The sequence below is a fragment of the Enterobacter sp. PP-008-ECC_S150 genome, from assembly GCF_045257065.1.
GTDB lineage: Bacteria > Pseudomonadota > Gammaproteobacteria > Enterobacterales > Enterobacteriaceae > Enterobacter > Enterobacter chengduensis.
The window spans coordinates 176,716-192,205 of record NZ_JBJHHG010000003.1; the positions used below are offsets into that span (position 1 = coordinate 176,716).

At 56.4% G+C, this 15,490-nt stretch carries 11 protein-coding genes; all 11 read left to right on the forward strand.

Annotated elements, in window-relative coordinates; translation table 11 throughout:
* The first annotated feature begins 3 nt into the window (after positions 1 to 3).
* The 11 genes from tssH (at position 4) to comJ (ending at position 15,482) form a co-directional block, all read left to right on the forward strand.
* Positions 4 to 2,619, forward strand: coding sequence for a type VI secretion system ATPase TssH (tssH, locus tag ACJBF3_RS05220; RefSeq protein WP_045326639.1), 2,616 nt, complete (start codon positions 4 to 6; stop codon positions 2,617 to 2,619).
* 24 nt (positions 2,620 to 2,643) lie between these two features.
* Positions 2,644 to 4,062 (forward strand): serine/threonine-protein kinase, encoded by a 1,419-nt coding sequence (locus ACJBF3_RS05225; protein ID WP_045326638.1) that lies wholly within the window; start codon positions 2,644 to 2,646, stop codon positions 4,060 to 4,062.
* Positions 4,063 to 4,082: 20 nt separating this feature from the next.
* Positions 4,083 to 4,886 carry a hypothetical protein gene (locus ACJBF3_RS05230; protein WP_045326636.1) on the forward strand — a complete coding sequence of 268 codons (804 nt, stop codon included), beginning with the start codon at positions 4,083 to 4,085 and terminating at the stop codon, positions 4,884 to 4,886.
* Positions 4,870 to 5,322 carry a hypothetical protein gene (locus tag ACJBF3_RS05235; protein WP_045326634.1) on the forward strand — a complete coding sequence of 151 codons (453 nt, stop codon included), beginning with the start codon at positions 4,870 to 4,872 and terminating at the stop codon, positions 5,320 to 5,322. Before ACJBF3_RS05230 ends, ACJBF3_RS05235 begins: the two co-directional genes overlap by 17 nt.
* A 71-nt stretch (positions 5,323 to 5,393) precedes the next feature.
* Positions 5,394 to 7,934 carry a type VI secretion system Vgr family protein gene (locus ACJBF3_RS05240; RefSeq protein WP_045326633.1) on the forward strand — a complete coding sequence of 847 codons (2,541 nt, stop codon included), beginning with the start codon at positions 5,394 to 5,396 and terminating at the stop codon, positions 7,932 to 7,934.
* The gene (locus tag ACJBF3_RS05245) at positions 7,903 to 8,427 is read left to right on the forward strand and encodes a hypothetical protein (RefSeq protein WP_223239920.1); all 525 of its coding nucleotides are present in this window, start codon (positions 7,903 to 7,905) and stop codon (positions 8,425 to 8,427) included. The genes ACJBF3_RS05240 and ACJBF3_RS05245 overlap by 32 nt, the downstream gene beginning before the upstream one ends.
* Positions 8,428 to 8,503: 76 nt before the next feature.
* Complete coding sequence (locus ACJBF3_RS05250; protein WP_227658518.1) at positions 8,504 to 9,058, forward strand: hypothetical protein; 555 nt, start codon at positions 8,504 to 8,506, stop codon at positions 9,056 to 9,058.
* 3 nt (positions 9,059 to 9,061) lie between these two features.
* Entirely contained in the window at positions 9,062 to 10,138 is a 1,077-nt protein-coding gene (locus tag ACJBF3_RS05255) for a hypothetical protein (protein ID WP_045326627.1), read from the forward strand.
* A 74-nt stretch (positions 10,139 to 10,212) separates the two neighbouring features.
* Positions 10,213 to 10,653: a DcrB-related protein gene (locus ACJBF3_RS05260; RefSeq protein ID WP_045326625.1), complete on the forward strand. Its 441-nt coding sequence runs from the start codon at positions 10,213 to 10,215 to the stop codon at positions 10,651 to 10,653.
* A 3-nt stretch (positions 10,654 to 10,656) separates the two neighbouring features.
* The gene (locus ACJBF3_RS05265) at positions 10,657 to 15,000 is read left to right on the forward strand and encodes an RHS repeat-associated core domain-containing protein (RefSeq protein ID WP_406544788.1); all 4,344 of its coding nucleotides are present in this window, start codon (positions 10,657 to 10,659) and stop codon (positions 14,998 to 15,000) included.
* On the forward strand, positions 15,000 to 15,482 hold the full coding sequence (gene comJ, locus ACJBF3_RS05270) for a competence protein ComJ (RefSeq protein WP_045329454.1): 483 nt from the start codon (positions 15,000 to 15,002) through the stop codon (positions 15,480 to 15,482). Before ACJBF3_RS05265 ends, comJ begins: the two co-directional genes overlap by 1 nt.
* Positions 15,483 to 15,490: the final 8 nt, after the last annotated feature.

Genomic DNA, 15,490 nt, shown 5'->3' on the forward strand with positions numbered 1-15,490 from the left:
AACATGTCAGAAATTAGCCGTGCCGTGCTTTTCGGCAAACTGGATACGCTGTTATTTACCTCTCTGGAAAGCGCGACTGCGTTCTGCAAGCTGCGCGGTAACCCGTACGTTGAGCTGGTGCACTGGCTGCATCAGATGATGCAGCAGCAGGAGGGCGATCTGCAGCAGGTCATCCGCCACTTTGCCCTCGACGAGCAGCAGCTGACGCGCGATATCGTGGCCGCGCTGGATGCGCTGCCGCGCGGGGCGAGCTCCGTTTCCGATCTCTCCGAACATATCGACAGCGCCGTAGAGCGCGCCTGGGTCTATGGCTCGCTGAAGTTTGGCGTCAGCCGCATTCGCGGCGGCCATCTGCTGATCGGCCTGCTGAAAACCTGGAACTTGGCCAACGTGCTGAAAAGCATTTCGGCGCAGTTCACCCGTCTTAACGTCGAGGTGCTGATCGAGCAGTTCGACGCTATCTGCGCCAACAGCAAAGAGACCCAGCAGGCCGCTGCCGCCGTCGACGCACCGGCGGGTGCGGTACCTGCCGCGCAGGGGACGCTGGCCCAGTACGGTCAGGACCTGACCGCCCGCGCCCGTGAAGGGAAGATTGACCCGGTTGTCGGGCGCGACGAGGAGATCCGCCAGATGGTCGATATTCTGATGCGTCGCCGCCAGAACAACCCGCTGCTGACCGGTGAAGCCGGGGTCGGGAAAACGGCGGTGGTAGAAGGGCTGGCGCTGCGCATCGCCGACGGCGACGTCCCGGAGCCGCTGCAAAATATTCAGCTGTGGCTGCTGGATATCGGCATGCTGCAGGCAGGCGCGGGCATGAAGGGCGAGTTTGAAGCCCGTCTGCAGGCGCTTATTAACGAGGTGCAGTCCAGCACCACGCCGATCATTCTGTTTATTGATGAGATTCACACCCTGATTGGCGCAGGCGGCCAGCAGGGGACCGGCGATGCGGCGAACCTGCTGAAGCCAGCGCTGGCGCGCGGCCAGCTGCGCACCATCGGCGCCACCACCTGGGCGGAATACAAAAAGTACATCGAGAAAGATCCGGCGCTGACCCGTCGCTTCCAGACGGTGCAGGTTCACGAGCCGGACGAAGCGAAGGCCATTCTGATGCTGCGCAGCACCGTATCGCCGCTGGAGACCCACCACCAGGTACTGCTGCTCGACGAAGCGGTCAGCGCGGCGGTGAAGCTGTCGCATCGCTACATTCCGGCGCGTCAGCTGCCGGATAAAGCCGTAGCGCTGCTCGACACCGCCTGCGCCCGCGTGGCGGTCAGCCAGAGCGCGCCGCCTGCGCAGCTGGAAGACTGCCTGCGCCATCTTGCGGCGCTCGACGTGGAAATCGAGATTGCGGAACGCGAAGCGCGCGTGGGCGCGGGGGAGGCCGAACGCGTGACGGCTTTGCGCGGCGAGCGCGAGGCGTATGAAACAAAACGCGAAGCCCTGGCCCAGCGCTGGGAAGAAGAGCGCGGCCTGGTGCAGGAGATTATTCGCCTGCGCGCGGCGCTGTTCGCGGCGGGCGATGAAGAGAGCGCCGGGCTGCGCGGCCAGCTGGCGGAACGGCAGCAGGCGCTGAACGCCTTACAGGGTGACGAACCGCTGCTGTTTGCGGCGGTCGATGAAAACGTGGTTGCCGCGGTGGTCTCTGACTGGACGGGTATTCCGCTGGGCCGGATGGTGAAAAACGAGATCGACGCGGTGCTTAACCTTGCCGACACGCTGAACCAGCGCGTGATTGGCCAGCGTCACGGTCTGGATCTCATTGCCCGCCGCGTGAAAACCTCGCGGGCGAAGCTCGACGATCCCAACAAGCCGGTGGGCGTCTTTATGCTCTGCGGCCCGTCCGGGGTGGGTAAAACCGAAACCGCGCTGGCGCTCGCCGAATCCCTGTACGGCGGCGAGCAGAACGTCATCACCATCAACATGAGCGAGTTCCAGGAAGCGCACACCGTCTCCACCTTAAAAGGTGCGCCGCCGGGGTACGTAGGGTATGGTGAAGGCGGCGTGTTGACCGAGGCCGTGCGCCGCCGCCCTTATAGCGTGGTGCTGCTGGACGAAATTGAAAAAGCGCACCCGGACGTCCACGAGATCTTCTTCCAGGTCTTTGATAAGGGCTGGATGGAAGACGGCGAGGGGCGCCACATTGATTTCCGCAACACCATTATTATTCTGACGTCCAACGTCGGCACCGAGCTGATTAGCGCCATGTGCGCCGACCCTGAGCTGATGCCGGAACCTGACGCGTTGAGCGGCGCCCTGCGCCAGCCGCTGCTCGAGGTGTTCCCACCGGCGCTGCTGGGACGCCTGCTGGTGGTGCCGTACTACCCGCTGAGCGACGAGATGCTGGGGCAGATTGTTCGCCTGCAGCTCAGACGCATCCAGCGTCGTCTGGAAGAGAATCACAGCATTATTTCTGAGTTTGACGACAGCGTGGTGGAACAGATTGTTCAGCGCTGTACCGAGGTGGAGTCCGGAGGCCGTATGGTGGATGCTATTCTGACCAACACCCTGCTGCCACAGATGAGCCAGATCTTACTTACCGCCAGCCGCAGCGACGAGCAGTACCGACGTCTGCACGTCACCTGCGAGCAGGGCGAGTTTCACTGTCAGTTTGCCGCGTAATAATCATCAAGAGAACTGTAAAAGATGACGGATAATGATAACAATCGGACTGTCCCAAACGCGCTCCCGGTCGGGTACCGCTTCAACGAATTTGAAATCAAAGAGGTGATCGGCGGCGGCGGTTTTGGCATCGTCTATCGCGCGTGGGATCACCAGCTCGAACGCACTATCGCTATCAAAGAATTTATGCCTTCCTCGCTCGCCGTGCGCGGCGACGACATGACCCTGGTCCTGCGCAGCGAGCGCTTTGGCAAAGCGTTCTCCGCAGGCCTGAACAGCTTTATTCAGGAAGCGCGTCTGCTGGCGCGCTTTAACCACCCGAACCTGCTGCACGTCCTGCGTTTCTGGGTGCAAAACGATACGGCCTACATGGGGACGCTGTTTTACAGCGGCACCACGCTGTCGCGCCTGCGCGAAGAAAAGCCGGAGCTTATCAACGAAGCCTGGATCCGCCGCACGCTGCCGATGCTGTTTGGCGCAATCAAGACCATCCACGACGAAGGCTACCTGCACCGCGACATCTCCCTGGATAACATCCAGATCCAGGATAACGGCCTGCCGGTGCTGCTCGATTTCGGCTCCGCGCGCCGCACCATCGGCAACCTTTCCGACGAAACGGAAACCATGCTGCGCCCGGGCTTTGCGCCGATCGAGCAGTATACCGACGACAACGAAAGCGAGCAGGGTCCGTGGACGGATATTTACGCTCTCGGTGCCGTCCTGCGTACCCTGATCGTAGGCTCTCCGCCACCGGTCAGCGTGGTGCGCTCTATTCAGGACACCTGCAAACCGCTTGTGGAAATCATGCCGCAGGGCTATTCCATTCCGCTGCTGCAGGCCATCGACCGTGCGCTGGCGCTGCACATGGAGGATCGTCCGCAGTCTATCGACGAGTTCGCGGCGCTGATCGAGATGCCGGTCGCGGGCATCAACGATGTGCTGACCGCGAAAAAGCCCGGCACGATGCTAGTACCGGTCGAAGACGAAAAGCCGACGTCGTTCCTCGACTGGCGTCGCTACAAAATCCCAGGCCTGGTAGCCGCAGGCGTGCTGGTGGGCGTTGTTGCCGGTGCGATGCTGTTCAGCGGCGGCAACGACGCGCCTGAGCAGGCTGCGCAAGCTCCGGCAGAGACGCGTCCAACGGAAACCGCCGCGAACGCGCCGGACGTGAAGCCAGAGACGGCGAAGGTGAGCGAGCCGGCAACGGCACAGCAGACGCCACCGCCTGCCGCGAGCCCTGTTGCGTTGGTGTATATCCGGATCCTCGATGGCGAAACGCTGAAGGTGAACGGCGAGCCTAAAGCGCTGCGCCCGGGAGCTAACGGCTATGCCTCGCTCAAGCTGCCGGTCGGTGAGGTGAAGATTGAACTGCAGGGCAACGGAAGAACGCGTGGTCAGACGCTGGATATCGCCAAGCCGGGCACCTGGCTGGTGAATCCGTAGGGATATAAACAGGAGATACTATGGAAGTGTACGATCTTCGAAGCCAGAGGCTTCATCCAAAGGAATTTGAAAAGATTGTCTCTCCTGTTTATGCACGGAGCGACGTAGGGCGCGAGTTTGTTGTGGTCCGTGGCGTTTCAAATCCATTTCACAATATAGACGGTTTAACGCTACGACATCGTTTCGAATTTAATCCTAACGCGGTTTTTGATCCTCTCTACGCTCAGAATCTTAATAAGATTGAACGCTTAATTGATTCAGGAATGGTGGTCTTGATAAATCAACGTCAACGCACAAAAGCAATTTATCCCTTTTTCATCTCCGAGTCAGGAGAGCTATTTTGTGTTGATGAGACGATGTATAGCCCAGCTTTTGTGAATTACGTCATCGAACGTTACAAAAATAATGTCGCTCTTTTTGGAAAACCAGCGCCAACGCGTGATTCATTTGTTCCTTCGACCCCTCACTATGGGCCGGGTTACTGGAAGACAGTGGAAAATGATTATCATGGAACAAAAAATGTTGTGGTTATGGCGATAAATAGGCTAACGAGCATGGGGGACGAGGGAAGAGTCTTTGGGTCGGACGGCAAAGATTACATGAATACGTCGCGTGATAAAATCCAGCGCTGGACAGCATTACCCGGAGACCTGGATGGCGAATCGCGCGCGTTGATATCAGAAAAGTCTGTAATTAGACGATTCGGTGAACAGCGGTCTATTTATCAAAAATATCTTGAGAGCGATGATGCCTGGACAGTAAGCGGAAAATCGTGGCAATGGATACCTGGAGTCAGAGAAGAGGATTATGAATTTAAAAAGTAAACTATGGTATTTCTGGGGAAGCATGGATGTACTGGCACTTTTGATTTATTGTGTAAATTCATTTCGCCAGGGCAGGGTCCCCTTCATTTCAGATTTAATCGCATTCACAGGATCCTCAGATGTAGCTTCAGGAGGCGGTTACAGCTTTATCGTAACACTCTTTTTTATATTTGATTTGCTCTTGTTAATTTCATTCTTTATTTCAGCCTGGTTGTTTTTTAAGGGGAAAGATATTGCGATTAAATTTGCGCTCGTTCAGGAAATCTTTCGTCTAATTTCGTTCAGGTGTTCAGTTTCTATTTTCCCACTCCTGATAAGTATGTTTGGTATTACAAGTGTCTGGGTGAATTTGGGATTGTTTGTTACGTCTGAGTTATTGAAGCTTTACTCTCTTGTTTGTTTAATGAGCAAAAGAAAAAATGCTCGTTCAGCCTGATAGATAAATTACGCGCATATACAGATGTGAACCTCTTTTCTGACTCGCATTAGCTAGATGGAATAAAGATTATGCTCAACCGAATTACCGTCCAGCTCCCGGTGGAGGGGCTGCTTTTCTGGAAACTCTCCGGCCGCGAGGCGATGTCCGAGTCGTTCGCGCTGACGCTGACCGTGCTCGGCACGGACGCGCGCATTGATCGCAGCAAGCTGCTGAGCCAGCCGGTCACGGTGACCATCCCGACGCAGAACCTGCTCACCTCCCGCTACATCAACGGCAAAGTCACGCGCGTGGCGGTGAGCGCCGTTGAGCTGACGGGCACGCGCTATGCGGTGTACCAGCTGACGGTAGAGCCGGACCTGTGGCCGATGAAGCGCGACCGTAACCTCCGTATCTTCCAGGGCCAGACGGTGCCGCAGATTGTGAAAACCCTGCTCGGTGAGCATCAGGTCAACGTTGAGGACAAACTCACCGGCAGCTACCGGGTGTGGGACTACTGCGTGCAGTATCAGGAGTCGAGCCTGGACTTCATCAGCCGCCTGATGGAGCTGGAGGGGATTTCCTATCACTTCAGACATGAGGCGGACAAACACACCCTGGTGCTGACCGATGCCGCCACGCAGCATCAGCCGTTCAGCGGCTATGAGGTCATTCCTTACCATCAGACGCCGTCAGGCGGGAGTACGGACGAAGAGGGCATCAGCCAGTGGGCGCTGGAGGACAGCGTGACGCCGGGGATTTACAGCCTCGACGACTATGACTTCCGCAAGCCGAACGCGTGGCTGTTCCAGGCCCAGCAGAACCCGGCGTCGCCGAAGCCGGGCAGCATCGACGTGTACGACTGGCCGGGGCGCTTTGTGGATAAAGGGCACGGAGAGTTCTATGCCCGCATCCGTCAGGAGCGCTGGCAGGTGGAGCACCAGCAAATTCAGGCCACCGCCACGGCGGCGGGGATAGCGCCAGGGCACGCCTTCACGCTGACCAACGCCCCGTTCTTCAGCGACAACGGCGAGTATCTGGTGACCGCCGCAGGATACCACTTCGAGGAGAACCGCTACGCGAGCGGCGAGGGTGAAACCATTCACCGTACCGATTTTACGGTCATCCCGGCGTCGGTCTCTTATCGCCCTGCGCAGAGCACGGCGTGGCCGCGCACCTACGGCCCGCAGACCGCGAAAGTTGTGGGGCCAAAGGGCGAGAGTATCTGGACGGACAAATACGGTCGCGTGAAGGTGAAGTTCCACTGGGACCGCCTGGCGAAGGGCGATGACACGAGCTCCTGCTGGGTGCGGGTGTCGAGCGCGTGGGCGGGCCAGGGGTACGGCGGGGTGCAAATCCCGCGCGTCGGCGACGAGGTTGTGGTGGACTTTATCAACGGCGATCCGGACCGTCCGATTATCACCGGCCGCGTGTACAACGACGCGAGCATGCCGCCGTGGGCGCTGCCGGCAGCGGCGACGCAGATGGGCTTTATGAGCCGGACGAAAGACGGTTCCGTCGATAACGCCAACGCCCTGCGCTTTGAGGATAAAGCGGGTGCAGAGCAGGTGTGGATCCAGGCCGAGCGCAACATGGACACCAGCGTTAAAAATGATGAAACGCACAGCGTCGGCGGCGAGCGCAGCCATTACGTGAAGAAAAATGAGCTGCATCGCGTGGAGGCTAATCAGATCCAGGCGGTGAAGGGCGGCACCGAGATCCTGACGGGGAAAGGCAAGCTGGATGCGGCGGTAGAGCAGTATGTCATTGCATCCGGGACGAAGCTGCGGCTGGTCTCCGGTGAGAGCGCCATTGAACTCAACGCTAACGGCAAGATTAACCTGATTGGTAAAGAGTTTAACTTCTTCGTGGAAGGGGATGGGTATATCACCACGGGCGGCAAGCTGCACCTGAATACCTCTGGCACCAAGCCGGGCACAACGGCACCGGGTTCAGGGCATAAAGGGGATATTGATGCGGCGGTGCAGGAGAAATTTGCGCCGGGAAAGGAGAGTAAGGCTGGTGTGGCCGCCAGCGCACCTGCCGAAGCCTCTAAAAACGCTACGCCTCCAGCCTCCAATGCTCCTTCAAGCGGATATGGCAAGGATGTAGATAGTCTTGTCGATAAATCACCTACTATGAAAAATGACATAGCTACGTTAAAGAAACGAGGCTGGACATTTGAAGAAGGTGAGGCAGGCAAGGGAACGTTTGCCAATCGTCAAAAGCGAGTTATTACCGTTGATAAAAATGAGCTCGGTAATCCGAATGCGGTTGTTCAGTCTCTGTCACATGAAAGTGGCCACGCTTTATATGAACCCAACATTGATTTTTCTTCGCGCGACGCCTATCTCAACAGCACACTCAGTGATGAAGGCGCTGCAACGTTGAACAATATCCGGGTCCAGCGCGAAATCATAGCCAACAAGGGTGGGGATATCGGTATTGCGGGCAATCCGGCAAATCAGACACAATATAATCGTATCTATGATTCTCTCGAACGTGGGGCTATAAAGGAAAGTGAAGCGCGAACGCAGATAGGCCGTATCTTTGGCAAAGGCGAGCAAACGTCTACCACAGGGCAATATTACGAAGATTATTATGGCGGTTGGTATGATAAAAATTATCCATAGTCTAAAAACGGGTGCGGTGCTTGCGGCTTTATTAACGACGGGAATGGCAGGAGGTAACATGCAGAAACAGGATCTTTGGCAGTTCATTGCAAAAATGAGCGCATCACTTAGAACGTTGTCCGTTAACAGTCTGGATAACGCTCCGTTGTCGTTCAAGCTGACGAAACAGAATGAATATATCAATTTCTACAATGCCGACGATATTAAACTCGCGGATGGAACGAGCATTACTGCAATTGATTTACGCTTAAGTAAAGAAAGTGACGGTATGGCACCCTTACTGAATTTTTCACCGTCCGGCCAGTGCATCACTCTCGATACCGTTAAAAAGCATTATCCGCAACTGACGTTAACTGATTATCCACGAGGCCGTTCTGAGAACGAAGTGACCAGCTATACAGCGCCAAAAGATATGAATGGACAAAAGGTGAGCTTCAGTTTCACTGAGAAAAATCCTGACTGTCTGGGTTCAATCGTCATAAGCGCCGAATAAGAAACGCTGCTCCCATGTCCTGGCGGTGTTTCCAGTGGTGAGAAGCGCAATAAATATTCATTGAATGACAACTAATGTGAAAAAACACACTCCGACATTTCTTTGTTGTGCCCTGATGTTTACCTGTCTGAGCAGCAATGTGGTTTTGGCAGAAGCTATGCCGCCCGTTCTGACAAAAGAGGATTTTTCCGTCAAGTTCAAAGGCCAGCCTGTCGCATTAGGCGACAGATGGACGCCTGATATTGCCCGTAAAATTGACGTGCCGGTGGATGGCAGTTTTACCGGTGAGGTTCCTTTTGATGGAGTCCACTATAAATTCTTCCAGCATCAAAAGGCCGGAGTAAGCCTATTCACTTCCAATCTCTGGTGGGATAAAGCGGAAAGAAGCGTTGATGAGTATATCGTGTCGCAGATTACGCTGACTGCCGAAGCTATCCCAACACCACGCGGTGTCCATGTGGGTTCAACGAGAAGGGAACTGAACAGCGCATACGGTACCGGTCAGGTCGACAATGATGCCGGGGAAGAGTGGATTACCTACGGATTGGGGAAAAAGTTGCTCTCTTTTGAGATGAAAGGCGGCAACGTTATCAAAATAACGATGAATTACGACAATGGTACCTCAGAGTGATTTATGACCAAAAAATATCTGGCCGCCGCATTGCTCACTGCTTTATTGACAGGCGTCGTTGAAACGTCATCGGCGCTTGAGTTAGCGCAATACAATAAGCTCGATACGGTAAGTCGCATCGTTAATGACGGCGAAGTGGCTGACATTCTCAGGAAAACGCTGGGAAACCATTACCAGACCTTTATTGCTAACTTTGATGTCTTCGGTGAACCGCATAGCACCGCAGGTGGCGGATTGTTTGTTGAAGGCTGGCTAAAGGATCTTTATCAGGAGAATGCGTCAGCGCTGGTCATCAATCCTGACGGTAAAATCTTTGCGGCCTGGGTGGTTCCGGAATCGGACGTTATACAATATCGGTCATCTGATAATAGCCCGGTTATAAATGCCGATATTAAGCAGTGGGCCGCCAGATTCAAGGCGATGCATTTTGCAACGAACAGCCTGTCAGGTCTCGCGTTTGACGGGGAGTGGGCTGGCGAATTCGGGGACGACTCAACGTTAACCCTGCGATTAGCTGAATCAGGCAACCGTATCACCGGGTCTTATTGTTATATCTCTCAAAGAGGAAATCGCATAGATTGCCCTGATGAGGATGAGCGTAATCTTAGCGGTACGATCGCAGGCAATCGTGCCAACGTTGAGTTCAACTCATCGTTTGGCGGCGTCGGCGGACGGGCTGTTCTGGAAATAAAAGGGAGTGAAATTGAATGGCGCTTAGTGACTCCTCCTCAAAAAGGTAATTATTATGCTCCGCTACGTTATATGTTACGTAAAGCCCCTTCGGTTCAAAACGCGGAATTCAGAAAACTGGACACCGAAAAGTTCGATATTTCGTTGATAAACAGGTGCGGGCGTTTCGAGAGCGAATGTGACGAGATGGTTTATCTCGGCGTGCGCAAAAGCGATAACAGTACGATCTCCTTAAAGGGAAAAACGTTACGCGACTCCGCAGGTAAAATAATCGGTTCAACGTACAAGAATGGCGAGATCGCTTATACCGTGACGTATGCACCTGTGAAACTGGTTGTCAGCAAGGGCAACCGTGTTTTAGTCGAACAATCAGGTCAATGGCTTAAATAATATAAAGCCAGACAAAGGCCAGTATGGATTGGCCTCAATTATTTCTCTCAATATTAATCATCCCGAGTTCACTTATGAAATACACCCTCCAGGAAGGTTCGTTTTCCCTCTTTCCTGCTGCCTGGCAGGATAACAGCATGAACATTATTCGCGATGACGAAAGCGGGCTTTCCGTAGTGGTCAGCCGCGGCGCGATCCCCGATGGCAGCGACTATGAACAAGAGTTCCACCGCCAGTGGGACGTGCTGCGTCCTCAGATGGGTGAGATTGCCCAGAGCGAATTCCGGAGCGTAAAAGCCGGGCCTGACGGAAAAACGAACGGGCTGGAAGTTGAGACCACTTTCGACCGCAACGGGCAGCGCCTGTGGCAAAAACAGCTGGCCGTACAGACGCCGGGCAAACCGGTATTAATGATTTTTACCCTCTCGGCGCTCAGAGCATTCACCGAAGAGGACGAGGTGCGCTGGAGCGCGCTTAAGCAGAGTCTGACGCTAAACGACAACCGGAATGTGTAAGGCATGAGCGATAACAACGCGGCCCGTAAGGGCGACGAGATTATTCACTCCAGCATTTTTGCTGACATCACCAGCATTGTGGCGGAAGGTGCCGCCTATGCGGTGATCGGCGCGGCGGTGGGCGCGGCCGCTACCGTCGCGGCGCCATTGCTGGGGGCGGGGGCAGCAGCTGCAGGCGTGGCGGCAATTGGATCCAGCTGTCTGTTAAGCGGCATCATTGGCGGCGTGCTGGCGAACGTGGCGGGGATCACCGACGATATCAGCAACGCTGCGGAAGGGTTAGGCAATGCGATTTTCCCACCGTCGCCTGCGGGAAAAATCACCACCGGTTCGAATAACGTTCTCACCAACGCAATCCCCGCCGCACGCTCGGCAGGCACGCTGACGCCTGCTGATACGCCTTCACCTGAACCCCAGTCGCCGGGCAGCTTTGCCGATTACGCGGGCATGCTGCTTTCAGCCGCCGGACAGTTTGGCAGCGAAATGTGGCAACCGAGCGTGGCCTCTGCCGCCGCGGGGACCTCGCCGCTGGAAGAAGACAAGGTGGCGTGTGAAAAGCACTCCGGGCCGCAGTATCTGGCGGAAGGCTCCAAAAGCGTCTTTATCAACGGGCAGCCCGCGGTGCGCGCGAAAGATCGCACCACCTGCGAAGGCACCGTTTCCGACGACGTCTCCCCGAACGTGATCATCGGCGGGGACACGCTCACGGTCCGCGATATCAAAAGCGGTAAAACGCCGGGTCTGGCGCTGGGGATGATCGCGCTCTCCCTGCTGCGCGGGCGTCCGGGCAAGATCCTGAAAAACATGCCCTGCGCGCTGGCGGCGGCCGGCGGCGGGATGCTGGCCGACATGGCGGTGAATGCCGTGTTTGGCTCCTCGCACCCGGTCCACGCCGCCACCGGCGTGAAGGTGCTGAACGATGACGACGAGCTCGACTTCTCGCTGCCGGGGCGCTTCCCGCTTCGCTGGCAGCGAAGCTATAACAGCCTGACCACCCGCGAAGGGCTGTTTGGCCTGGGCTGGGCAACGACCTTTGACAGCTATCTCACGCTGGAAGATAACAATGCGACCTGGTTCGATGAAACCGGGCGCGAGCTGAGCTTCGAGCTGCCGCCTGTCGACCGCGCGTTTTACAGCGTCAGCGAAGGCATCATTATCCGCCGCAATGAGAACGGCGACCTAGCGATTGCCGACGATGACGGTGCGGTATGGCGTCTGTACAAACCGACCCGCATGAATCCTTCTATCCTGCGTCTGGCCTCCCTCAGCGATGAATACGGCAACGCGCTGCTGACGGCGTGGGACGAGCACGGCAGGCTGGTCGGTCTTCACGACGAGCCGCGGGCCATCGACGTCACCCTGCGCTATGACGATGAACGCTTCCCGCTGCGCGTGACCGCGGCCAGCCATTTCGACGGCAACCAGACATGGCCGCTAATGCAGTGGGGCTACGACGCGCGCGGCCAGCTGGCGAGCGCGACGGACGCCTCCGGCGTGGTAACGCGTGAATACCGCTACAACGACCACGGCCTGATGGTCTGGCACCGGATGCCGGGCGGGCTGGAGAGCGAATACCGCTGGCAAAAATTCGACCACTGGCGCGTGGTGGAAAACCGCACCAGCACCGGCGACGGCTGCCGCTTTAGCTACGATTTAGCCGCCGGGCTGACGACCGTCGAGCACTACGATGGTCAGACGCGCCGCCACTACTGGAACGCGCAAAATCTGATCGTCCGCTACGTTGACGAGCGCGGTGAAAACTGGCGCTACGAGTGGGACGACAACGAGCTTCTGACGCGTCGCATCGATCCGCTCGGCCACGCCGTCATCTTTGTCTACGACGAGATGGGCAACCGGGTGCAGGAGATCGATGCCGACGGCAATACCCGCACCACCAGCTGGCTGGAGCATCGCGCGCTTCCGGCAGCGATTATCGAAGCCGACGGCAGCGCCACCCGGTTCTGGTACGACGAACATCACGGGCTGAAGCGCGTGGTGGACCCGATGGGGCAGACGACGAAGCTGCGCCGGGACGCGTTCGGCCAGGTGGTTGAAGAGGTCGATGCCGCCGGCAACAGCCGCTACCAGGAGTACAACGAAGCCGGGCAGATTGTTCGTTCGACGGACTGTTCCGGACGTATTACCCGCTACCGCTATCACCCGCTGGGCTGGCTGGTGGCCGAGGTGAGCGCCGACGGGGAAGAGACGCGCTACCGCTACGACGCAGCAGGGCGTCCGGTGCAGCTCGATCGCCCGGAAGGCTGGACGGAATCGCTCAAATGGAACGAACGCGGTCTGCCGGTGAAGCATGCGGGTGCCGACGGGAAAGAGAGCGAGTTCCGCTACGACGAGGCGGGGCGCTTAACCGCCACCCGTAATACCCAGGGCGAAGAGGTGCGTCGCCGCTGGGACAGCCGCGGGCGTCTTATTGCCCTGGAAAACGAGAACGGTGAAGCGTATCAGTTCCGCTGGGGGCCAGACTCGCTGCTGCTGGAAGAGGTGGGGCTCGATGGCGTAGCCTCGAAGTATCGCTACGATGCCTGCGGACGCACGATTGCGCGCACCTTTGCCGCCGGTCATCCGGAGGCCATCACCCACGCCTTCGCCTGGAGCGCGAGCGGCCAGCTGGTCGCCCGCACCACGCCGGAAGGGCAGACCCGCTACCATTACACGCCGTCCGGATTGTTAAGCCGGATTGGGCTGCATCCTGCGCTTGCAGCGGATGCCTGGAGTACCGAGGCAGAGCAGGAGCTCGCCTTTGAGTATGACGCGCTGGGTCGCGTCATGCGCGAGGCGGGCGAGCACGGCGAGCTGGCGTGGCAGTACGACGCGCTGGGCAACCGCACCTCCGTCACGCTGCCCGACGGTCGCAAGCTGAAGCAGTTCTACTACGGCAGCGGGCATCTGCTCAGCATTGCTCTCGATAAGCTGTCGGTTTCTGATTTTACCCGGGACGAACTCCACCGGGAGACCAGCCGCACTCAGGGGCTGCTGACCACCCGCAGCGAGTACGACCGTCTTGGCCGCCTGCACCGCCGGGACGTCTTTACAGGCAATGCCCAGCGCCCGTCGCCGCGCCGCTGGTCCCGCCGCTGGGACTACGACTACCGCAATAACCTGGTGCGTGAAGAGCGGGACGATAACCCGTTCAGCTGGTACCGCTGGCAGTACGACAGCGCCGGGCGCCTGCTGGTTCAGGACGGCACGCTGCCTGGACAGGAGCAGTGGCGCTGGGACGCTGCCGGTAACCCGCTGGAAGGCTCTGTTGAGAAGGTCACGCACAACCGTCTGACGCAGCTTAACGGCATTCGCTGGCGCTATGACATCCACGGCCGCACCGTAGAGAAGGATAACGGCCAGACCCGCTGGCACTACCGCTACGACGGTGAACATCGCCTGACGGAGGTCATCAGCCAGCCGCGGGACCGCAATAAGCCGCAGACGAAGGTCAGCTTCCGCTACGATCCGCTCGGTCGCCGTATCAGCAAAACGCGACGCCAGATTCTGGGCGGCCAGCCAACCGGCAAGCCGGTGACCACCCGGTTTGTCTGGGAAGGGTTCCGCCTGCTGCAGGAGGTGCACGGAGATGTGCCGCTCACCTACGTCTACAGCGATCAGGACAGCTACGACCCGCTGGCGCGTATTGACGGCGTGGAAGCCCCTGAGATCTTCTGGTTCCACTGCCAGCCGAACGGCACGCCGGAGCGGATGACGGATATCGAAGGGCAGGTGCGCTGGGAAGGGGTGAACAGCGCCTGGGGCAAGCTGCTGCGGGAAAGCGAAACGCAGGTATCAGGATATTCTCAGAACCTGCGCATGCAGGGGCAATACCTGGACCGTGAGACAGGGCTGCACTACAATCTGTTCCGGTATTACGACCCGGACTGCGGTCGGTTTACGCAGCAGGACCCGATAGGGCTGGCGGGGGGGATTAACTTTTATAAATATACTGTTAACCCTCTTACCTGGATAGATCCTCTGGGTTTAGCTGGTTGCACTTTAACAAAATCGAAGTCAAAAAATTACGAATACGTTTTGAAATTGAAACGCTCTGAATATCCAGCAACGTTTGGTCACATATCAGACGCGATCGATTTAGGACATGCAAAGGTTGTAACAATCCAACGGGGCACTGCGAAAGCTAACAGGAAAACGAGTCTAAAAAATATCAAAACAAAGCCTGGTTATGATCGTGATGAATGGCCTATGGCGATGTCTAAAGAAGGCGGTGATGGAGCTAGCGTAAGATATATAGATCCTAGTGATAACCGTGGTGCAGGTTCAAGTATTGATAATGTTTTATCAGAACTGCCAGATGGAACAAGAATAAAAGTCGAGGTAATATAATGAGTGATAAGAGCATGCAAACAGTAGATCTACTTATTTCGCATAGCCAAATATTGTTACGCTCCCGAGACTATGACGAAAAGCTGAGTCAGTGGGGAAAAGGCAATGTTTCTCAAGGTGCTGTTCTTCACAAGGATTATGTTATATTCGATCCATTACCAGAGGACGCATTTGGAGCAAACGTCAATATCAAAATAGAGAATGCTTTTAAAATGGATGAAAATGCTCAGCGCTGTATTGCTGTGCCATTTTTCATTACGGATAAAGATAAGCTGCAAATCGCTTCTGCAACTGAGAAATTCGATTTAAATATAGATGTGAACGATAAGGTTTATTCACTCTTTTATGAGATTTGTGAAGGAGATGAAATTTACTATAATTTCACTCTTGTACCGACGAAAGAAGTTATTACTGCTAAGTTTTTGATAGATGACCCTTGGGGAGGAATAAAAGATCATCCTCTCAAAGAAGGTGTTTTTTAAATTTAATA